Consider the following 20,593-nt stretch of genomic DNA (forward strand, 5'->3'; position numbering starts at 1 on the left):
GCATGGCCGTTCGGACAGCGCCAGGCCGCGGCCCGATAGCTGGTCGCTGCGGTCTTGTCCGCGGGCTCCGGGGTTCTTGGCAGCGTCCCACAGGCTCGCCAGCGTCGCGTCGTCGGCAACGGTCTCAGACATCCCGTCCTCCCTCACTCCGCCGCTGGCGGCTCGATGCGGTCGGTGCTCATCCAGCGCGGGTCGTTGGGATCGAGCTCATCTGGCAAGCCAGGTCCGCGAACCTTCCGGCCCGCATCCTCGTCCTCTGCAACGAGCAGGTTCAGCTCGAGCAGGAACTCGATAACGTCCAGGTTGGCCGGAACACCGTAGGCGGCCCCGACCGCCGCGTCCAGTGCGGCTTGTGCGTCTTTCAAGGGGTGCGGCCCGTCGACCTCCGCGGCCTGGTACAGCGCGCGCAGCGTCCATCCATTCTCGATCATTAGCGTCTCGCGTGTGCGCCGTACCCCACGGCCCGCTGCGGCGACGGCGGCTACCTGGGTGTCCGTCGGGTCCTGCGGCCACGGGAAGGTCTTCCAAACGTGCGTCGTGTAGCGAGTATCTTGTCGGACGTTTCCTCCGCCGCCGGTTGTCCATGACCAGTGTTGGCTGGACTGAATGATGCCAAAAGAGTAGTCGTCCTCGAATGCGAATACTTGCATCGTGTTCGTCGGGACGAATTGCGGCGACAGAAACGAGAAGATTGGTCGCGCCTGGGGATTCGAACACGCGATGAACCTGCTGAGCCGATCTAGAGCACCGAAGAACCGTCGACTTGGCTCGCGAGGATGCCACCACGTGCGAAGCCACCGTGCGTAGTGGTGCGTTGCACCCTCTAGTGCTGCTTTCGCCTTGATCATCGGGTAGACCGTCGAGCGCAAGAGCCCGTACGCCTCGCTCGCAGCCCTCTGGGCAGCGGCTTCGGTGTCGTAGGCGGTCAGCAAGAGGCAGTAGTCAGGCTTGCTCGCAAGCTTCCCAACGAGCATATGTGTTCCCGTGGCCACCGGCCGAACCGTCGTCGGGTTGGCCGCGCGGTGCCCGCGGGCGGCGTCACCGGGCACCACGAAATCGTCACTGCCAAAGATGACGCCCATGGCCGTGCCGTGTTGATTTGCCGAGAGTCTACTCGCCCCGCGCGTGTCGGCTTTGAGCTGGAGGTGCATCGGGATCGTTGCGACGGGCAACGCGACATCGTCGACGACAAGCATGAACGGACCGTCCGCGTGGCCTTTGAGCCAGTTGACCATGGACACGTCGAGCGGCGTCGCCTGGCCACAGGCGCGACGAGACTGCGTTCGTGAGTGCCGCCGTTGTGAACGATGTACTCGACGGTCGCAGCCCGAGCCTTTCCGACGCGGATTCCCGTTGTTGCAACCAGCCCCGCACGGCCGCCGGCGGGGAGGTGGTCGTGCGCACGGCGAAACCAGTAGCAAGAGAGATCTACTACTCCTTCAATGCCCGAGGACGCCTGAAGTCTTTCGAGGTACGCCGCTCCGAGTTCGCTGCGGATTTTTCGGTCGCCGAGAATCGGCGGATTGCCGACGATCGCGTCCACCTTCGGCCAGTCGCTGAGCAATGCGTCCTTGCAGACGATGTTGTCGTCGAGGTTGTCGAGCGGCAGCGAAGGATCGAGGTCCAGTTCGACCTGGCCCGCCAGCGCGTACGCCTGCGCCTTGCGCTCCTCGAACGCGATCTTCTTCGCGATGTTGAGCGTGACCTTGGCCAACTCCACCGCGAACGGGTTGATGTCGATGCCGTAGAAGTTGGTCGCCAGGATGCCGCCGTTCCACGACAGTTTGCCGTGGGTCGAGCGGAACTCGCGCATCCGCGACAGCAGCTCGGTGTCGAGGCGGTAGAGCTCGCGGTAGGCGACGTAGAGGAAGTTGCCGCTGCCGCACGCCGGATCGAGGACGCGGAAACGGATGAGCTCGGCGCGCAGGTCGGTCAGCTCCCTCAGCGTGTTCGCCGCGAGGATGCGCTTGCGCCACGGCTCGACGATCGTCGGGCCGACCACGCGCATGATGTCGTCGTGCGCGGTGTAGTGCGCGCCGCTGGCGTGGCGCTCGGCGTCGTCCATGATGCCCTGGAACACGCTGCCGAAGATGTGGGGGTCGACGTACGTCCAGTTGGCCTCGGCGGCCTTGGTCAGCGCCACGGTCTGCTCGCTGCCGAGGTGGAGCGACACCGCATCGGTGAACAGGCCGCCGTTGAAATACGGGACCACGCGGGGCGACGGCAGGTCCTTGGTGTTCATCTGCACGAACAGCTCGTGGAGGCGGGCGTCGAGGTCCTTGTTGCTAGCGCCGTCGTAGAGCAGCGAGGTGAAGTAGTGCTTGCGCATGAGCCCGATGTCCTCGGCGAACATCGCGGTGATGCACTGCAGCGTGAAACGGATGACGTCGGGCTCGCGGTCGGGGTACTGGGCGCGCACGCTGCGGTACAGCTTGGCCACTAGGTCGGCGACCTCGGCCGACACCTTCTCGACGTTCACGATGCGGGGCGTCTGGCCCGGGACCCAGGTGGTGGTGAAGAACGGGAACGCCTCGCTGTACTTGGGCAGGTCGTCGAGCCCGATCGCCAGGCGCGCCTCCTCACGGTCACGCGCGAGGTCGTAGAGCTGCAGGTCGCGCTGGTTGGTGAAGACCACGTACTGCGGCGGCGGGTCGTGCTGCAGGCACGCGCGCAGCAGGTCCTTCCAGGCGTAGTCCAGCACCGCGTCGTGCGGCACGACCGCCAGCATCGTGCGGCGCTCGGGCCACCACAGCGCCACCTCGCGGTCGACCATCTGGCCCGCCTCGGCGCTGCGCAGCGCGTATGGGATCTGGGCCCCGTCGGGGCGGCCAGCGGGCCAGCCGAAGCACTCGAGCAGGTGCGTGGTGAAGCTGACGTCGGCGTCGCGGCCACGGTAGCCACCAGCCGCGCCCAGCGCGAACTGACGCAGCGCCGCCTTGAGCGACCCAGACACGACCGCCTCGGACTCCGGGACGCCGGCGCGCCGGCGCTCGGGCGCCTTGGCCTTCTTGGGCTTGCCTTTGGCCGGGGTCGGTACGCTTCCCAGACCCGTGAGCGACCCGAACGTCCCCGTGCCGTCGACCGCCGCGCTGGTCAGGTCCTCGGTCTCGACCTTGTAGGCCGCCCCGCTGTCACCCGCCGCGAGGATACGCTCGACCAGCCCGGCCTTCCCCCGGCCCGTATCGTCGAGGCCGCACGCCCGGCAGATCTCCTTGAGCGTGTCGCGCGTCAGCGACTCCTGCACGATCAGCGACAGCTTCGCCCTCTTGCTCGCCGCGATCACGTCGCGCAGCTCGTCCACGGTCATCCGCGTGGTGACGTCGAGCTCGAGCGCCCGGCCCACCTCCAGCAGCTCGTCCTTCCCCAGGGCCGACAGCACACGGCGTTTGAACGTCATCGTCGCGCATCTTAGCCGACGCCGATCCGCGTGGCTCGGCCAGGACCTCACCCTGGTACGGTTGCGGTGCGATCTTGTCGGTCTGCCTCCGCGGCCGGTGGCACGGACGCCCCGGAGGTCACTAAGATGCGCCGCATGACGAAGGCGATGTGGATGGTCCGTGCTGGCCGGGGCGGCGAGCTGATCGAGCGCTATCGCGAGCAGGGGCGGGTCGGCCTGGGTCAGGGCGGCGAGGGGCTGGGCGAGCTCGCCTACACGAAGATGAGCAGGAACGACTCCAGACGCACCTGCGCGCGAGGTTCCCGGCCTGGAAGCCAGGCAAGATCATTAACGCTGCCGGTCAGCTCCACCGATTCTTCACCGAAGTCGCCGAGGACGACGGTGTCGTGACCTACGACCCGACGTCCCGTGAGTATCTGGTCGGGACCATCGCCGGGCCGCTCGAGTACCTGGATGGGGAACAACTCCCGTTCGTGCGCAAGGTGCGCTGGCACGGCAAGGTGTCCCGCGACTCGCTCTCGGCTGCGGCGCGCAACCCGCTGGGCTCGACCATGACTCTGTTCCGCGTCCCCGACGATGTCGTGCGCGAGCTGGAGGCGGGCATCGTGGCGCTCGATGCGCCGACGCCGGTCGCGACCACACCAACGGCGCCATCCGCGGTGGAGGTGCTCGCCGAGGCCGACGACCCGACCGAGCGCGCGCTCGAACTGCTCAACGACCGCATCAACGGGTTGGACTGGGTGGCGTTGCAGGAGCTGGTCGCGGGCATCCTGCGCGCCATGGGCTACAAGACCAGGGTCTCGCCAGGGGGGCCGACCGCGGCGTCGACATCTTCGCGTCGCCTGATGGGCTCGGGCTGCAGGAGCCACGCATCTTCGTCGAGGTGAAGCACCGCGGCCAGGCGATGGGCGCTCCGAGCTACGCGCGTTCCTCGGCGGCCGCAAGACCACCGACCGCTGCCTGTACGTGAGCACGGGCGGCTTCACGAAGGACGCGCGCTATGAGGCCGGGCGTTCGACGATCCCGATCACGCTGGTGGACCTGCCCCTGCTGGTGACCTGGTCTCGACCACTACGAGACTGGACGAGCCGACGCGGTGGCTGGTGCCGCTCACGCGGGATCTACTGGCCCATCGCCGAAGACTGATCAGGACGCATGAGATCGACACGTGCACTCGATCGCGGCGCCGCCAGCTGAGCTGGAGGAAACAAGTGGAGGACGGAGCGACGGCGCGCGGCTGGGTGTCGGCTGGTCGTTGGTGCTCGCGGTGGTGCCGTCCTGGCTGCGCTAATCGAGCGCCGGCCCGCGAAGTAACAGGCGGGTTGGCTACGTCGCCGGGCCGTCGGCGGCTGGCCGCGATGTCTTGAAGATCTTCTCGATCGACAGGAGCCGCAGCACCGCATCGTACCCGCTCGACAGCTCGGCGATACGGCGAATCTCCGCGAGGAGACTCGCGGTCGCCGGTCCGCTTGGCAGCGGCATGCCGCGGTTCCAGGCGATCGCGAGGAGCACCAGGGCTAGCTGCACGGCGTGAAAGCCGTCGCCGTAGAGCACAACGGCCTCGCCCTCGACACGAGCCAGGAAGGGCAGAAGGTCGCGGACGCATCCTTCGAGTTGCTCTGGCGACGGTGCGAAATCGGCGAAGCGATGGTCTCGGTCTTTCGGACAGGTCGTGCTCCGACGTCGCTCCAGCCGGAAGGTATCGCTCGAGATACTCGCGTTCGTTCACGTGGCCCCGCGGGTCAGCCTATCACCCGACCAGGACCCTCGCGGAGCTGCCGTCCAGCCAGTCGAGGCGCTCGCCGACCCGCTTGATCCGTGCTGCCAGTGTGCGGCCACTCCAGCAGGCACGGGGCGGCATCGAACGGTCCCGAACGGAACCCAACCGCCTGGAATCACCCGAACCAGGCGACAGGCCAGGCCCCCGTAGAATAGGGCCCCCACCCAGGACGCGAAACTCCCGGCGCGTCGACCGGCGCTCGACCGAAGAACTTACAAACTCTGAGTTTCAGAGGGTTCGTCGCCGAACCCTCCCCCATCGGGGGCAAGCCCCGACGAGGGCCCCCACCCAGGACGCGAAACTCCCGGCGCGTCGACCGGCGCTCGACCGAAGAACTTACAAACTCTGTGTTCCAGAGGGTTCGTCGCCGAACCCTCCCCCATCGGGGCAAGCCCCGATGAGGGCCTCCACCCAGGACGCGAAACTCCCGGCGCGTCGACCGGCGCTCGACCGAAGAACTTACAAACTCTGAGTTTCAGAGGGTTCGTCGCCGAACCCTCCCCCATCGGGGGCAAGCCCCGACGAGGGCCCCCACCCAGGACGCGAAACTCCCGGCGTCGACCGGCGCTCGACCGAAGCACTTACAAACTCTGTGTTCCAGAGGGTTCGTCGCCAGGTTTCAGAGGGCTCGTGGCCGAACCCAGGCAGGTGCAAGGGCGCGGTCCGCGGTCAAGCCCCGACAGGGCCCCCACCCAGGCCCCCCCACGACGCAGAGACGCCCCCTCCAGCGCGCGGGTCAGGTGGCGAGGGCGACGTAGATCCGGCGGTCGCCGCGCAAGAGCGCGACGTCGGCCGCCGCGTGGCCACGGCCGGGCTCGGTCCGGATCGCGGCGCACGCGACCGACGACCGCACGAACGCGGCGATCGCGTCGACCGCCGTGCGCCCGAACCGCCAGCCGAGCTCGCGCACGAGCTCGCGGCCGCGGGCCTGCCAGGCCGCGACCCCGGCCCACTCGGCCGCGGCCGCGCTCATCGCGACGATGCGCCCGTCGCCGTCGAGGGCGATCAGCGGCTCGCCGGCACGATCGAGCTCGGTCGCGCTGAGCTCGTCGAGCTCGACGCCGCGCCAGCGCGGACACACGGCGGCCGGTACTTGACCCATGCCGCTGTGACGTCGGGTCCCGCCGCCCGGTTACGGTCGGCGATCAGTTCGCGCCGCGGGGGCCGCCGCCCTCGGCGGCCTCCATCTCGGACGCGCGCCGCAGCGCCAGCGTGATCAGCGCCTCGACGATGTCGGCCGGCACGTCGGCCTGGCCGCGGCCGATCGCGCTCATCACCGGTGACGCGTGGTCCTGGTCGTTGGCGTAGACCACGTCGGACCCCGGCACGACCGCGTCCTTCTTCGGCACGAGGCCGTCGGACTCGAGGCCGTACTGGTTGCGCATGTACGACGCGGCCGGGCCCACCGTCGACACGGTCGGCCCGCCGGTGGTGCCGTAGCTGATCGTCGGCATCCGCGCGGTGTCGTACGGGTGCGCGCGCACGAACTCCTGGCGCGCCTGGTAGGTCAGATCGGTCAGCGCCCGCTGGTCACCGGAGAACAACCGCTTGATCGCCGAGCCGACCAGCCCGAGCAGGCGCGCGTTGCCGGCGATGTCGGACGCGACCGGCGTCCCGCCGTACGGCGTCTGCATCGCGATCACGGCGTGGACGTGCTCGTAGAGCTCGGGGTACTGCGCGATCGCCGCCGTCGCGTCGACGCCGCCCTTGCTGTGGCCGATCAGCACGACCTCCTTGCCCTCGGCCTTGGCGATCTCGTTGATCGCGTCGCGGATGATCTTGGCGTTGTCCTCGACCGAGGCGTCGGTGTCGATCGTGACCATGCGCGCGTCGAGCCCGAGCTTCTTCATGCGCGCCATGTTGTCGTTCATGTATCCGGGGTAGTGCTCGGTGAAGAGCCCCGGCACCACCAGGTAGATGTAGTCCTTGGCGTCGGGCGGCAGCTGGTTGGTGCCGGCCTTGGCCGCGTCGGCGGTCGTGCGGTACTCGGCGGAGCGATCGGCGCGGGCGCCGCCCTGCTCGGTCTGCGCCCAGCCGGACGGCGACGGCTTGACCTCGGGCGCCTGGGCCGTCGACGACGACGAGCCACCGAACGGGTTCCACCACGCGCCGCTGCTGGTGCCGCTGGTGCCGCTGGTGCTGCCGGCCTCGGGCGCCGGGGTGGCGCTGGTCGTCTCGGCGGCGGGGCCGGGCCGCGCGGCCGGGCGGCCGCGGTAGAGGCTGTGCAGCAGCTCCTGCGCAGCGGCGATCGGGCCGCGGCTGGCCGCCGGCCCGCTGCCGATCGCGGCGGTGACCCGACGGCGACCGTCGGTCTCGGACACCGTCACCGAGCGCAGATCGACGGCGGGCGGGGCGGCTTCGGGGCTCGCTTCACGGTCCTGGGGCATCGCGGTGAAGCGTACTCGCGAACAGACGCGCGCGACAGCCGTCGCGCTCGGCCGCTGGTCCAACCAGCGCCGCGACGCAGGCGCCGCTCGCCAGCCGGTGCGACGACGCCAGCGGCGGCATGGTCGGGCGCCCGGCGATCGGGTCCCCAACCGTGAGCCGCGTCCACGGCACCCAGCGGATGGACGCGTGCCGCTACTTGGCCTTGGCCAGGTCGCCGGCCTCGATCCAGGTCAGCCGCTCGGGCACCAGGTAGCGCTTGATCACCCGGTTGACGTCGGCGGCCGAGACCTGCGCGATCGCCGCCCGCCGCGCGCGGCGCCAGGCGAAGTCGCGCCCCAGGTACCGGTCGCGCCCCAGCATCTGCGCCAGCGCGCCGTCGTCGGCCAGGGCGTTGTCCTCCTGTTCGAGGAGCGACGTCCGCGCGGTCGCGACCTCGGCCGCGGTGACGCCGGCGTCGCGCAGCCGCGCCACCTCCTCGACCATCGCCGCCCGAGCCTTGACCAGGTTCTGCGGCGCCAGGATCGCGCCCATGATCACGCCCCCGACCGGATCCAGATCGCCGGGCGTCAGCCCGCCCCAGACGCCGTACGAGAAGCCGTCGTGCTCGCGCAGGCGCATCCACAGCCGCGAGCCGGTCGAGCCGCCCAGGATCTGCGACGCCACCGCCAGCGCCGGCGCGTCGGCGTGATCCTCGTCGAGCTCGAGCTCGTTGCCGGCGAGGATGATCGCCATCTCCTTGTCCTTGGTGTCGATGCGCTCGGCCGTCGCCGCGGCCTGCCACGCGTGATCGGCCAGGCGCGCGTAGGCGGCCTTCGCGGTCCAGGTGCCGAACTCGGCGCCGAGCTGGACCGCGAGCGCGTCGGCGTCGAAGTCACCGACCGCGGTCACCTCGCCGTGGCCGCCGCCCCAGAACCGCGCGTGGTACGCCGCCAGCGCCGAGACCGTCACCGCCTTGAGCGCGGCGATCTGATCGTCGGCGCTGCGGGTCGCGCGCGGATCGTCCTTGGGCCAGGGCGCGAGCACCTGGCTGAAGCGCCGGAACGCCAGCTGCGCTGGATCCTGGCGCTCCTCCTCGACCGCGCCGATCTCCTCCTGCCGCACCACCTCGAGCTCCTTGGCGGCGAGCGCCGGGTGCTTGAGCAGATCGCTCACGAGCGCGATCACCTCGGGCACCGACCCGCGCACGGTCTCGATCGACACCGCGATCGTGCCGGCGTCGCTGCGCACGCTGACGCTCGCGGTCAGCCGATCCTCGAGCTCCTCGAGCTGCTGGAACGACCGGGTCTTGGTGCCGCGCGTGACCATGCGGCCGAGCAGCCGCGCGACCGCGGCCTGGCCCCGCAGCGCCGCCGCGTCGCCGTGGTGGAAGCGCAGCTCGATCGTCACCTTCTCGCCGCGGGTCTTCTTGGGCAGGGAACGTGGCCGCCAGGCCGCCTGGCAGCTCGAGCTTCTGGGTGCGCGCGGCGAGGTTGTCGAGCGAGGCGACGAACGCCTCGCCGGCGGCCGGGGCCGCGACCTCGAGGTTCGCCACCAGCGCCGCGACGTCGGGCTGGCTCGGGGCCGGCGCGCGCGCGGGCGCCGCGGTCGGCACGAACTCGCCGAGCGTCCGGTTCGAAGGCCGCAGGTACGCCAGCGCCACCCGCTGCACGTCGGCGGCGGTGATCGTCTTCAGGCGCTGCCGGTACGCGAAGATCAACCGCCAGTCCCCGGCCGCCGCCCACTCCGACAGCTCGACCGCGACGCGCTGGCTGTCGGCCATCGACCGCACCAGCTCGCTGGTCGCCCGGGCGCGGAAGCGCTCGACCTCGGCCTCGGTCACCGGTCGGCGGGCGAAGCCCTCGACCGTGTCGATCAGCGCGGCGCGCGCGCGCGCGACCGCCTTCGCGTCCTTGGGCTTGACCCCGACCAGCAGGTAGCTGGGATCTCGGAACAGGTACTGGTCGGCCGAGACCTCGTTGGCCACGCCGGTCGCGACCAGCGCCTGGTACAGGCGCCCGGTCGGCTCGCGCGTCAGCAGGTCGGCCAGCGCGTCGAACGCGACGTGGTCCGGGTCGGCGCCGGCGACGCCGTGGTACAGGGCCAGCAGCAAGCGGACGTCGCCGGTGCGGCGCAGCGTGACCGAGCGCTCGCCGTCCTGGACCGGCTCGACGGTGTAGGTCGTCGGCAGGGTCCGGGTCGGCCGGGGCAGCGCCCCGAAGGTCGCGTCGATCTCGGCCAGCGCCGCGGCGCCGTCGAACTTGCCCGCCACCACGAGGATCGCGTTGTCGGGCTGGTAGTAGCGGACGTAGAACTCGCGCAGCCGCGACGTCGGCACGTGCTCGACGTCGCTGCGCGAGCCGATCGTGTCCTTGCCGTAGTTGTGCCACTGGTAGGCGGCCGAGGTGACGCGCTGCTCGAGGATCGAGTCGGGGTCGTTCTCGCCCGACTCCATCTCGTTGCGGACGACGCTGAACTCGGTGGCGAGATCGTCGTCGGAGATGCTGGCGTTGACCATCCGGTCGGCCTCGAGCGCCAGCGTCCAGCGCAGGTTGTCGCCCGTGGCCGGCAGGGTCTCGAAGTAGTTGGTCCGATCCTGCCAGGTCGTGCCGTTGGCGAAGGCGCCGCGCTCGTCGAGCAGCTTGAGCACGTTGCGGTGCCCGGGCGAGCCCTTGAACATCATGTGCTCGAGCAGGTGCGCCATGCCGGTCTCACCCGAGCCCTCGTGCATCGAGCCGACCAGGTAGGTGACGTTGACCGTGACCGTCGACTGGGTCGGGTCCGGGAACAGGAGCACGCGCAGGCCGTTGCCCAGCTCGTGCTCGCTGATGCCCTCGACGGTGCGCACCAGCCGCGGCGGCGTGCGCGGCGGCGTGACCGCGGCCGGCGGCGTGACCGCGACCGGCGGCGTGACCGCGACCGGCGGCGAGGTGACCGGCAACGTGCCGGGGCGAGCGCTGCCACCGCAGGCGGTCAGCGCCGCCAGCGACACCAGCGCGAACGTGCGCGCGAACAAGGCGACAGGGTGCATGGGGCTCGCGGCGTTATAGCAGCGCCGCGGGCCCGGCCCGTCACGACTTCATCCGGTAGATCACGATCTCGACGGTGCACATCGGCGCCGGCACGCCGTTCACCTTGTAGGGGCGATAGCGCCAGGCCTGCATCGCGGCGACCAGCGCGCCGTCGTAGTCGTCGTAGCCGGTCGACTGCATCACCCGGACCGAGTCGACGACGCCGGTCGCCGACACGCACAGCTTGAACGTCCCGCGCAGCTGATCGCGATCGCCGTGGACCATCTCGACCCGCACCCGGTCGGGAGGATAGATGCGATCGTTGCCGCCGATCCGCAGGCCGGCCGCGACGCTCGGCGGCACCGCCACCGGCGGCGGCACCTTCACGACCGGCGGGGTCACCTTCGTGACCGGCGGGGTCTCGCCGCACGGCGGCTGCGCGCAGGTGCCGGTGCCGATCTCGGTCGACGCGGGGTCGCCGCCGACGTTGTCGCCGCCGCCGCCGGTGCCGACGGTCTGCGCGCCACCGCCGGTCGTCGGCACGACGGGCGGCGTGACCTCGAGGTGGACCGGCTGCACCGGCACCACCGGCTTGACCTTGGCGACCGCCTTGGGCCGCTCGACCTGCAGGCGCGCGCCCGGCGGCGGCCCGCCTGGCGGCGGCAGATCGATCTTGGCCGCGAACCGCACGTCGGTGCGGTCGGCGTACGCGACCTTGTCGATCTTCCAGAACGCGGACACCACCAGCACGACCAGGACGGCGGCGTGGCCGGCGACCGTGGCCAGGAGCAGCGCGGTCTTCCACCGCGGCGACGACGAGGGCGAGAGGGCGCGGTCGAACATGGGGTGGACACGCGCCGGCGCGGGCGCCGATCTAGCGCGCGCGTTGACAGCCGGCGACCGGCTGCGGCCCGGACGCCGCCCCCGGTGTCGCACCCCGCCGCCCGGCGCGCGATCGCCGTGATTCCGCGGCCGCGTCGCAGCGGCCCACCCTCCGCGTGCTGGCGCGGCCGGTTCGTGGCCGGCCGCAGGCCGCGCTACCTCAGCGTTGTCCGACCGGCGGGCGTACGTCCCGAAATGGCGCGCCGGATCCGGTCCGGTCGACGCTCCGTGCGTGCCGCCGCGTGGATCGCCAGGGCTGAACCTGCTCGCGAGACCGACGGCCGCGCGCGCCGGCGAGCTGCCGGCATGACCGCGGCAACGCCAGGCTGCTCCACGGGTTGGCCGATGGCGGGCGGTCGTGCGGTCCGCTCAACGACGGTGACGTCGGCGTAGTCTGGATCGTCGGACCCAGTGGCAAAGTGAGGGGCCGCCGATCGTTCGCCCTCTACATGGCGGCGCGCGCGGACGCCATCGCCTTCGGCGGACGATCGCGTCACCATCAACGAACGGTGCAGCGCGGACGGCTGGTCGGCGGACGTCATCACCTGCCATGGCGACCGCCCCGCAAGAGAAGGCTCGACGCCATCGGCACCAGCGCAGCGTCCGAGCAGACGTTCGCCCTCGACCCGGTGACGCAGGCGACGGTCCCACAGGGGCGTCGCCCTCGACGTCAACGGAACCTCGAGATCCTTCCTGGCGCCGAGTAGGCCTGCCCCGATAGCAGCGAGCCCGGGCCGGAGATCACGCGCCCCGACCTGTCCCGGCCCGGCGCCGTGGTCGAGGTCAGTCATTCCTCATCGAGCGGAGCCGCGGGCCCGTAGACCGACCGCGCCTGGCCTCGACGCCGTCCCCCAGCCGCGGTCGCGCGCCGCGCGCGCGCGGCTCAGAACTTGGCTTGGAGCGTGACGTTGGTGCCGAGCTGGTTGAAGTCGCCGAACTCGTACTCGAACAGCGACTCGGCGTCGTTGCGCACCAGCCGGGTCTGGTTGGGGTCGTAGAGGAAGTACACGTCGACCAGCGCCGCGAACACCTGGCCGAAGTCGTACTGCCCCGACAGCTTGAACGCGTACGACGGCGCCGCGGTCTCGCCGGCCGGGAGCACGGTGATGATCGTGTCCGAGCCGTTGTTGCGGATGACCGCGGTCGACTTGCCGGTCATCTGCGTGCCCGGCAGCCCGGTCGGCGTGGTCAAGGTCGCCGGCAGCTCGAGGCCGAGCACCGCGCCGACGGTGAGCTTGTCGTCGAAGTTCTGATCGACGCCGATCGCCGCGAAGATGTTGGGGTTGCGCTCGTAGCCGGCCGGGAAGTCGCTGTAGGTCGGCAGCGACGGCACCGAGTGCAGGATGAACGCGAGGTCGCGGTACTGCAGGTCGACGCGGGCGCGGATCCGATCGACCTTGGCGCGCAGGTTGACGTCGGCGGCGATGCCCTGCTGGACCTTGGTCGAGCCCGACTTCTCCGGATCCTTGAGCGTCTGGCCCAGGTAGGTGGCCTCGGCCATCGCCAGCCACGACGTGCCGCCCGGGTACTGGGCCTTCTGGAACACCCGACCGACGCGCTCGGGATCGTACTTGTAGAGCTTGTAGTCGATCGACGACGACACCGGCATGCCCTTGTGGGCCGAGACCTGGGCCGACACGCCGTAGAGCTGGACGTCCTCGGTGTTGACGTCCTCGAGCTCGTTCGAGCCGCGGTTGAAGTAGCCGCCGTTGAGCTCGACCCGGACCATCTCGTTCAGATCGACGCCGGCCCCGAACAGGAACGCCACCTTGGCGACCTGCTCGGCGGTGGCGCGATCGAGCAGCACCGAGCTCTTGGCGCCGACGAAGGCGTAGGCCTTGTCGGTGTCGACCTGGAACTTGATGCCCGGCACCGCCTGCGAGCTGCGGCGGTACTCGTCGTTGCCGCCCCACGACAGGCGGTAGCTGTAGCCCAGGCGCATGCGGTCCGACGACACCGGGAACGCGGTCAGGGTGTAGCGGGTCGGATCCTTGTGCTCGGGATCCTTCCACCACGACACCGTCACGTAGCTGCCGGCGTCCGACAGGGCGATGTTGCGCTCGGACAGCTCGTTGATCCGGATCACCAGGCCGGCCTCGGCCTCGAGGTGATCCTTGCGGAAGTTCCGGTACATGATCGCGTGCGACAGCGTCTCGTAGCCCGAGAACCGCGTGTCGTAGTTGTCGAAGAACAGCGTGCCCAGCGAGTTGGGCCGCCCGAACCGCCAGCCCGGCACCGACGGGATGGTCTCGCCGGGCGAGGTCAGCATGTTCTCGTTGGTGAGCGTCAGGTTGAGCCGGACGTCGGTGAAGCCGCCGCCGCCGTGCAGGTAGTCGTCGCCGCTGGCGGCGGCCGCGTCCGCGGCCTTGGCGGCCTCGACGGCCTTGGTGTCCTCGCCCAGCTTGAGCTGGAAGGCGCTCAGGTCGTCGATCTGCTTGCGCAGCGCGGCCACCTCGGCGCGGCTGACCTCGAGCTCGGCCGCGGCCCGGGCGTCACGCTCGGCCTGCTCGGCCTCGAACCGGGCCCGCTCGCGCGCCACCGCGTCGGCGGCGGCCAGGTCGGCGATGGTGCGGGCCTGCTCCTCGGTGAGGGCCGGCGGGGCCGCGGGCGCGCCCGGGGCCGGGCGGCGCGGCTGGGGCTGCGCGACCGCCGCGGCGGGGACCAGCAGCACGGCGGCGATGAACACGGACAGACGCGAACGCGACACGGGAGCCTCCGGACGAAGCGATGGCGACGCCACCACGACAGGACCACCACGGGTTGGGCGCACGATCACAGGACCAGATCGGCGCTGAAGCGCGGGTAGATGATGAAGACGTTGAACGAGCCGATGTTGACCGGGCGCAGCACGCCGACGACGCGCGCGACCGTCAGGCCCTCGCGGCTGGCGGGATCGAACTCGATCACGCCCGACGTGATGACGTTGACCGCCGAGCCGCAGCCGCGGCCGACGTCGATCTTCCACTGCTTGTAGGTCGTGTAGTCGGCGTCGAGCGGGCAGACCGTGCCGTTGTCGATCGCGATCAGCCCGGACTCGTGCTTCTCGAACTCGATCGGGTTGGTGAACCACGACGGGTTGACCACCGCCGGCGCCGGGATCCGCGCCACGTCGGCGCTGGTGTCGGTGATGAAGCTCTGGGGGAAGCTCATCTCGGTCAGGCCGTTGAACTCCGAGACCGCCCCGGCGAACCCGTCGATGAACTGGCCGGCCTCGATGTTGCGGCCCTGCTCGTCCTTGGGCCGCGAGAACGAGAACACCAGCACGTGATCGAAGTCGCCGGCGACGCACGGCGGGGTGCCGGCGGCGTCGGCGCACTCGACGTCGGACACCGAGTAGCCCTGGGCGTAGGTGCCGGTGACCACCAGGCGGCCGCGGTCGCCGTAGCGCGAGCTCGACACCGTCACCTGGCGGTTCTGGAGCGGCGACACCGCCAGCGCGTCGAGCGCCATCAGATCGCGCGGCGTCGAGATGTCGGCGACGTGCGGGTCCGGGTACCACAGCGGCACCGACGAGCCGGTGGCGTAGGTGGCGCCCTCGCCGCCGTCCTCGATCCACAGGGTCGTCGGCCCGAAAACCGCCGGCAGCGTCAGCGACACCGTCGGCGAGACGCCGGCGGTGAGCTCGATCGTCGCGAACGGCAGCGGCGAGCCCAGGGCCGGGGTCAGCGCGCCCAGGAACTGGACGTAGACCTGGACCGGGCCGGTGAAGCCGGTGTCGAGCTGGTTCTGGGCGTCCTTGGCCGTGACCCGGATCATGACGTCGCGGGCCGACGGGTCGAGGCGGCGATCGGGCGCGCCGGGGTCGGTCGGCGCGACCAGCTCGACCGCGAGCGAGGTGGTCTCCTCGATCGGCGGCAGGGTCTCGACGCAGCCGGCGGCGGCGACGAGCAGGGGCACGAGCAGTCGGGACATGGCGGGCCTCACTCGAACACCGGGCGGATGCGGCCGTCGTGGGCCTCGGTCATGTCACCCAGGCACGACACGTCGCCGTAGCGCGACACGATCGTCGCCGGGTTGAGCGGATCGGTGATGAGATCCATCGCGTCGGGCGCGCACTTGGCCTGGTTGCGCAGGTACACCGTCAGGGCGTCGCGCAGGGCGATGCCGGTGTCCTGTTTCGAGGTGTTGCGCTTGAGCACCGTGAAGCCGGAGCCGCCGCGCGAGATGTAGTCGTTGACCGCGACCCGGTACAGGCCCGTCGGGACCACCGGCCGGCAGTTCGAGGTCGGATCGATCGGCCCGTCGGGGTTGCCGCCGCGGCAGTTCTCGCCCAGCCAGATGTTCTTGGCGCACGCGGACGGCACGACGTCGTCGGTCAGGTCGCGGTCGGGGCAGGTCGTCGACCGGCACACCATGTCGAACCAGATCCCGGCGACCTGGCCCTGGGTCCGGCAGCCGCGCTCGCTCGACTTGCGCGACACGAAGTCGAGCGTCTCCTGGATCTCCGAGCCCGACAGGTACATGACCGTGATCGAGTTCTCGAACGGGAACACGTTGAACATCGCCTCGTTGGTCAGCTTGCCCTGCTCGAAGTCGGCGCGGACGCCGAGCGAGTTGGTCAGCGCGAACTCGGCCTCGACGCCCGAGAACGTCTGCATCGCGCGCGCGACCAGGTTGCCGAGCTGCGAGTCACCGCCCGACAGGTCGTTGCGGATGATCTTGCTGCTGGCGCTGACGAACGCGAACACCCCGTCGAGGTCGATGTCGCGGGCGATCGCCTGGGCGTAGGGCTCGAGCACGTGGGCGATCTCGGGATCGTCGGCGGTCGTGCTGTCGACCGGCAGGTTGTCGTAGGTGAAGCTGGTGATCCGGCTGCGCTTGGCCGGGTCGCTGTTGTCCTCGCCGACGTGCACGACCAGGTCGAGCCGCCCGACGAACTTGGCGAACGCGCCCGAGTGGACCAGGACCGTGTTGTGGAGGCCGTCGCCCGACGGGATCAACTTGGGCGGGTTGGTGACGATGTGCAGGTGGCCGCCCAGGATCAGGTCGACGCCCTCGAGCGGCAGCGACTCGTTCTCGTCCTGCACCTCGCTCGCGGCCAGGCCCTCGTCCTCGTCGAGGCCGAGGTGGCTGACCAGCACGATCAGATCGACCGACGGCCGCAGCAGCCGGACGTACTGATCGACCGCGGTGGCGTCGGTGATCGGGCGGATGCCGAGCGAGTTGCCGCCCTCGAAGATGCCGGTCATCGACGACCAGTTGGCCATGCCGATCACCGCGATCTTGAGGCCGTCCTGATCGAACACGACGTAGGGCTGGACGACGTCGCGCAGGCTGGGCGCGTCGGGGTTGGTGGGGTCGTCGAACAGGTAGTTGGCGGCCAGGAGCGGGAACTGGGCCCAGTTCGCGACCTGGTCGTAGAGGTTGACCGCGCCCAGATCGAACTCGTGGTTGCCGATCACCGCGGCGTCCATGCCGGCGCGCGACAGCGCCCGCATCTCGACCTCGCCCTTGAACAGGTTGAAGACCGGCGCGCCCTGGAAGCAGTCGCCCGAGTCGAGCCACAGCGACCGGTTCGAGGTCGCGCGGATCTGCTTGACGATCGACGAGATGCGCGCGATGCCGCCGAACGGCTTGTTGACGAGCTGCAGGCCGTAGTCGCGCTCGAACCGGTTGGGCACGAAGTCGTACGGGAACAGCCGCGAGTGCATGTCCGAGGTGTGGATGACGGTCAGGCGGACGTCCTGCCCGACCAGATCAGGGGCCTCGCGCTCGACCGTGCAGCCGGCCGCCGAAGCGCCCAGCATCGCGGCGAGTGCCAACCAGGGCGGAGCGACGCGCATAGCGCGGTCGTATACGCGCCTCGCGGGCCCGGGCGCAAGCCCCGTTTGGCCGGTGATCGTCACGGCCGGGCCACGTCGTCGTGGCGGTCGCGTCGCGGGGCCGGTCGCGTCGCGCCGGCGCCCGTGTTACTCCCGCCCCGCCATGCGCCGCGCCAAGATCGTCTGCACCCTGGGCCCCGCCTCCAACACCGCCGAGCGGATCGGCGAGCTGATCGACGCCGGGCTCGACGTCGTGCGCCTCAACTTCTCCCACGGCGCCCACGCCGACCACGCGGCGCTCCTGGCCACGGTCCGGGCCGAGGCCGACAAGCGCGGGCGCGCGATCGCGATCCTGCTCGACCTCCAGGGCCCCAAGATCCGCGTCGGCAAGTTCGCCGACCCGGCCGGCGTCGAGCTCAAGCCGGGCGCGCCGTTCACGATCACCACCGACACCAGCGTCGTCGGCGACGTGCACCGGGTCTCGACCACCTACGGCATGCTGCCGCGCGACGTCCGGGTCGGCGACCAGATCCTGCTCGACGACGGCTACCTGTCGCTCGCGGTCACCTCCGTCAGCGACCGCGAGGTCGCGACCGTGGTCGTGGCCGGCGGGATCCTCAAGAACAACAAGGGCATCAACCTGCCCGGCGTCGCGGTGTCGGCGCCGGCCCTGTCCGAGAAGGACAAGCTCGACATCGAGTGGGGCCTGCGGATGGGCGTCGACTACGTCGCGCTGTCGTTCGTGCGCACCCCCGAGGACGTGCTCGAGGCCAAGCAGCTGCTCACCGTCGACGGCGTCTGCATCCCGGTGATCGCCAAGATCGAGAAGCCGCAGGCGGTCGACCGGCTCGGCGCGATCATCGCCGCGTCCGACGGCATCATGGTCGCGCGCGGCGATCTCGGCGTCGAGATGGGCCCGGAGAAGGTGCCCCTGATCCAGAAGCGGATCATCGACGAGACCAACGCCCACGGCAAGATCGTCATCACCGCGACCCAGATGCTCGAGTCGATGATCGTCCAGCCGCGCCCGACCCGCGCCGAGGCCAGCGACGTCGCCAACGCCGTCCTCGACGGCACCGACGCGCTGATGCTCTCGGGCGAGACCGCGTCGGGCAAGTACCCGGTCGAGGCGGTGCGCACGATGGCGCGGATCATCGGGGAGATCGAGCAGAGCGCGTATTACCGCCAGAACCTCGACCTGCCGCAGCTCGACCTCGCGGTCAGCGCCAACGCCGTGGCCCACGCCGCGGTCATCGCCGCCAAGAAGATGAAGGCCCGCACGATCGTGGTCGTGTCGGACTCGGGCGGCGCCGCCCGGCTGATGAGCGAGTACCGCCCCGAGGCCCGGATCGTGGCGCTCACCACCTCGGACGTGCAGTTCCGCCGCCTGGCGCTGGTCTGGGGCGTGACCCCGGTGCTGATCACGCCGTCGGTGTCGACCGAGGAGCTGATCGACGGCGTCGAGCAGATCCTGGTGGCGCGGAACCTGGCCCGGTCCGGCGATCACGTGGTGATCACCATGGGCGTCCCGGTCGGCGCCGGCCTGTCGACCAACCTGCTCAAGATCCATCAGATCGCGTAGATACGCGAGGGTTCAGCGGAATCCGGAAGGACCAATGGTTGAACCAGTGGTCTGTTCGGCTTGTGGCGCCCCATGCGGCGCGCTAGCATCGTCGCAGTGAAGGCGACGTCGGCCACCGCCGAGGAGAACCTGGGCATCGCCTTGGGCGCGGTCCTCGTGGGGAAGTACCGCATCGACGCGATCCTCGGCCAGGGCGGCATGGGCGTGGTCGCGCGCGCCACCCACCTGCACCTCAACGAGACGGTCGCGATCAAGTTCCTGCGCGCCGACATCGCCGGTGATCACGAAGCCAACCAGCGGTTCCTGCGCGAGGCCCACTCGGCCTGGAAGCTGAAGAACGAGCACGTCGCGCGCGTGCTCGACGTGGGCTCGGTCGACGACGGCTTGCCGTACCTGGTGATGGAGTACCTCGAGGGCATCGACCTCGACGGCATGCTCGAGCAGAGCCAGCGGGTGTCGCCGCCGCTCGCGGTCGAGTTCATCGTCCAGGCCTGCGAGGGTCTGGCCGAGGCCCACGCCCTCGGGATCGTCCACCGCGACGTCAAGCCGTCGAACTTCTTCGTCACGTGGCGCCCCGACGGGTCGCCGCTGGTCAAGCTGCTCGACTTCGGCATCTCCAAGGTCGTCGACTCGCTGGACGTGTCGCTGACCCAGACCCAGTCGATGCTGGGCACGCCGGCGTACATGTCGCCCGAGCAGATGCGGTCGGCGCGCACCGTCGACGCGCGCACCGACGTGTGGTCGCTGGGCGCGGTGCTGTTCGAGCTGATCGAGGGCGTCCGGCCGTTCGAGGCCGAGAGCTTCTCCGAGATGTGCGTCAAGGTCGCGGTCGATCCGCCGGCGCCGTTCACCGTGCCGGTGCCGCCCGGTCTCGACGCGGTCATCCGCCGCTGCCTCGAGAAGAAGCCTGACGCGCGGTACGCGAACGTCGCCGAGGTGGCCGGCGCGCTGGCGCCGTTCGCGCGCGATCCGCACGCGGCCGCCGCCGCGGTCGAGCGGATCGAGCGCCGGCTGCAGCGCCCGTCGGTGCCGAACCTGAGGCTCGAGGGCGGCAGCGCGCCGGTGGCGGCGGCCCGGACCGACGCGACCCCGCTGCCGTACGCGCCCCGCAAGACCACGCCCTGGGCCGGCGGCGGCGCGGTCGCGTCCGCCGCCGCGGCCACGCCCACGCCCTGGGTCGCGCCGGCGTCGAGCGCGGCGATGGTGCCGCCGGTCGAGGACCTCACCCAGACCGCGTTCACCACCCGCCCGTCCGCGCCGATCACCACGCCGAAGCGGATCGGCCGCATCGCCGCGATCGCGGTGGTCGTCGCCGGGATCGCGATCGCCGCGATCGCCCTGACGGCGGGCGGCGGATCGGCCTCGGCGCCAGCGCCGGGGCCCGCCTCGGGCTCCGCACCGCCGCCCAACACGGCCGGCAGCGCCGCCGGGGTCGACCCGACGGTCGGCACGGCCATCGGCACGGCCGAGCCCGTCGGGGCCACGGCGAACCGCGATCCTGACGTCGCCCCGGCCACCGGGTCGGACGCGGCGACCGGCGTCGGCCCGATCACCGGCTCCGGCGCCGCAGGCGCGGCGGCCGGCTCGGCCACAGGGACCGATCCTGTCGTCGACCCGACGGCTGGCTCGACCGCGGTCGTCCCCACGGCGGGCACGGGCGCGACCGGCACGACCTCGTCGGGCAAGCGCAACGGCAAGCGCGGCGGCAAGCGCGGCGGCGGCAAGCGCGGCGGCGGCGCCGGGAGCGACGCCGAGATCTACGGCACGCGCAAGTAGGCGCGGGCACGCCCCGACAGGCCCCCCACCTACGACCAC

Annotated in this window: 12 protein-coding genes and 2 pseudogenes; 3 read left to right on the plus strand and 11 right to left on the minus strand. The window is 70.9% G+C overall.

What is annotated here, in order from left to right; genetic code table 11:
- Nucleotides 1-143: 143 nt before the first annotated feature.
- Together IPL61_09590 and IPL61_09595 are read right to left on the minus strand one after the other, a co-directional pair.
- The gene (locus IPL61_09590) at nucleotides 144-932 is read right to left on the minus strand and encodes a hypothetical protein (GenBank protein ID MBK9031571.1); all 789 of its coding nucleotides are present in this window, start codon (nucleotides 930-932) and stop codon (nucleotides 144-146) included.
- Nucleotides 926-3,397, minus strand: coding sequence for an N-6 DNA methylase (locus tag IPL61_09595; GenBank protein MBK9031572.1), 2,472 nt, complete (start codon nucleotides 3,395-3,397; stop codon nucleotides 926-928). Before IPL61_09595 ends, IPL61_09590 begins: the two co-directional genes overlap by 7 nt.
- Before the next feature lie 147 nt (nucleotides 3,398-3,544).
- On the opposite strand from IPL61_09595, the pseudogene IPL61_09600 reads away from it, so the two are divergent.
- Nucleotides 3,545-4,543, plus strand: a pseudogene (locus IPL61_09600) (restriction endonuclease).
- A gap of 180 nt (nucleotides 4,544-4,723) precedes the next feature.
- Here IPL61_09600 and IPL61_09605 read toward each other — a convergent pair.
- The 9 genes and pseudogenes from IPL61_09605 to IPL61_09645 all read right to left on the minus strand — a co-directional run bounded on the left by IPL61_09605 (nucleotide 4,724) and on the right by IPL61_09645 (nucleotide 17,181).
- Nucleotides 4,724-4,951 (minus strand): hypothetical protein, encoded by a 228-nt coding sequence (locus tag IPL61_09605; GenBank protein MBK9031573.1) that lies wholly within the window; start codon nucleotides 4,949-4,951, stop codon nucleotides 4,724-4,726.
- Between the two features lie 962 nt (nucleotides 4,952-5,913).
- Nucleotides 5,914-6,279: a hypothetical protein gene (locus IPL61_09610; GenBank protein MBK9031574.1), complete on the minus strand. Its 366-nt coding sequence runs from the start codon at nucleotides 6,277-6,279 to the stop codon at nucleotides 5,914-5,916.
- A 43-nt stretch (nucleotides 6,280-6,322) separates the two neighbouring features.
- Entirely contained in the window at nucleotides 6,323-7,564 is a 1,242-nt protein-coding gene (locus IPL61_09615) for a hypothetical protein (GenBank protein ID MBK9031575.1), read from the minus strand.
- A 193-nt stretch (nucleotides 7,565-7,757) separates the two neighbouring features.
- Nucleotides 7,758-8,951: an insulinase family protein gene (locus IPL61_09620; GenBank protein MBK9031576.1), complete on the minus strand. Its 1,194-nt coding sequence runs from the start codon at nucleotides 8,949-8,951 to the stop codon at nucleotides 7,758-7,760.
- Between the two features lie 952 nt (nucleotides 8,952-9,903).
- Nucleotides 9,904-10,572: pseudogene (locus IPL61_09625) on the minus strand (insulinase family protein).
- Between the two features lie 40 nt (nucleotides 10,573-10,612).
- Nucleotides 10,613-11,395: an energy transducer TonB gene (locus IPL61_09630; GenBank protein ID MBK9031577.1), complete on the minus strand. Its 783-nt coding sequence runs from the start codon at nucleotides 11,393-11,395 to the stop codon at nucleotides 10,613-10,615.
- Between the two features lie 922 nt (nucleotides 11,396-12,317).
- Nucleotides 12,318-14,141 carry a hypothetical protein gene (locus tag IPL61_09635; protein ID MBK9031578.1) on the minus strand — a complete coding sequence of 608 codons (1,824 nt, stop codon included), beginning with the start codon at nucleotides 14,139-14,141 and terminating at the stop codon, nucleotides 12,318-12,320.
- Nucleotides 14,142-14,206: 65 nt separating this feature from the next.
- Nucleotides 14,207-15,346 (minus strand): hypothetical protein, encoded by a 1,140-nt coding sequence (locus IPL61_09640; GenBank protein ID MBK9031579.1) that lies wholly within the window; start codon nucleotides 15,344-15,346, stop codon nucleotides 14,207-14,209.
- Nucleotides 15,347-15,354: 8 nt separating this feature from the next.
- Nucleotides 15,355-17,181 (minus strand): bifunctional metallophosphatase/5'-nucleotidase, encoded by a 1,827-nt coding sequence (locus tag IPL61_09645; protein MBK9031580.1) that lies wholly within the window; start codon nucleotides 17,179-17,181, stop codon nucleotides 15,355-15,357.
- Nucleotides 17,182-17,359: 178 nt separating this feature from the next.
- Between IPL61_09645 and pyk the strand changes: the two genes are divergently transcribed.
- Complete coding sequence (gene pyk, locus IPL61_09650) at nucleotides 17,360-18,778, plus strand: pyruvate kinase (GenBank protein MBK9031581.1); 1,419 nt, start codon at nucleotides 17,360-17,362, stop codon at nucleotides 18,776-18,778.
- Nucleotides 18,779-18,874: 96 nt separating this feature from the next.
- A complete protein-coding gene (locus tag IPL61_09655; GenBank protein MBK9031582.1) occupies nucleotides 18,875-20,554 on the plus strand; it encodes a protein kinase in 1,680 nt (559 codons plus the stop codon).
- Nucleotides 20,555-20,593 lie beyond the last annotated feature (39 nt).

Source organism: Myxococcales bacterium, assembly GCA_016717005.1.
Taxonomy (GTDB): Bacteria; Myxococcota_A; Polyangia; order Haliangiales; family Haliangiaceae; genus UBA2376.

Excerpts from the sequence above, each read along its gene's own strand:
- IPL61_09595 (MBK9031572.1), bottom strand. The coding sequence starts at position 3,397 with ATGACGTTCAAACGCCGTGTGCTGTCGGCCCTGGGGAAGGACGAGCTG.
- IPL61_09640 (MBK9031579.1), bottom strand. The coding sequence starts at position 15,346 with ATGTCCCGACTGCTCGTGCCCCTGCTCGTCGCCGCCGCCGGCTGCGTC.
- IPL61_09610 (MBK9031574.1), bottom strand. The coding sequence starts at position 6,279 with ATGGGTCAAGTACCGGCCGCCGTGTGTCCGCGCTGGCGCGGCGTCGAG.
- IPL61_09630 (MBK9031577.1), bottom strand. The coding sequence starts at position 11,395 with ATGTTCGACCGCGCCCTCTCGCCCTCGTCGTCGCCGCGGTGGAAGACC.
- pyk (MBK9031581.1), top strand. The coding sequence starts at position 17,360 with ATGCGCCGCGCCAAGATCGTCTGCACCCTGGGCCCCGCCTCCAACACC.
- IPL61_09615 (MBK9031575.1), bottom strand. The coding sequence starts at position 7,564 with ATGCCCCAGGACCGTGAAGCGAGCCCCGAAGCCGCCCCGCCCGCCGTC.
- IPL61_09645 (MBK9031580.1), bottom strand. The coding sequence starts at position 17,181 with ATGCTGGGCGCTTCGGCGGCCGGCTGCACGGTCGAGCGCGAGGCCCCT.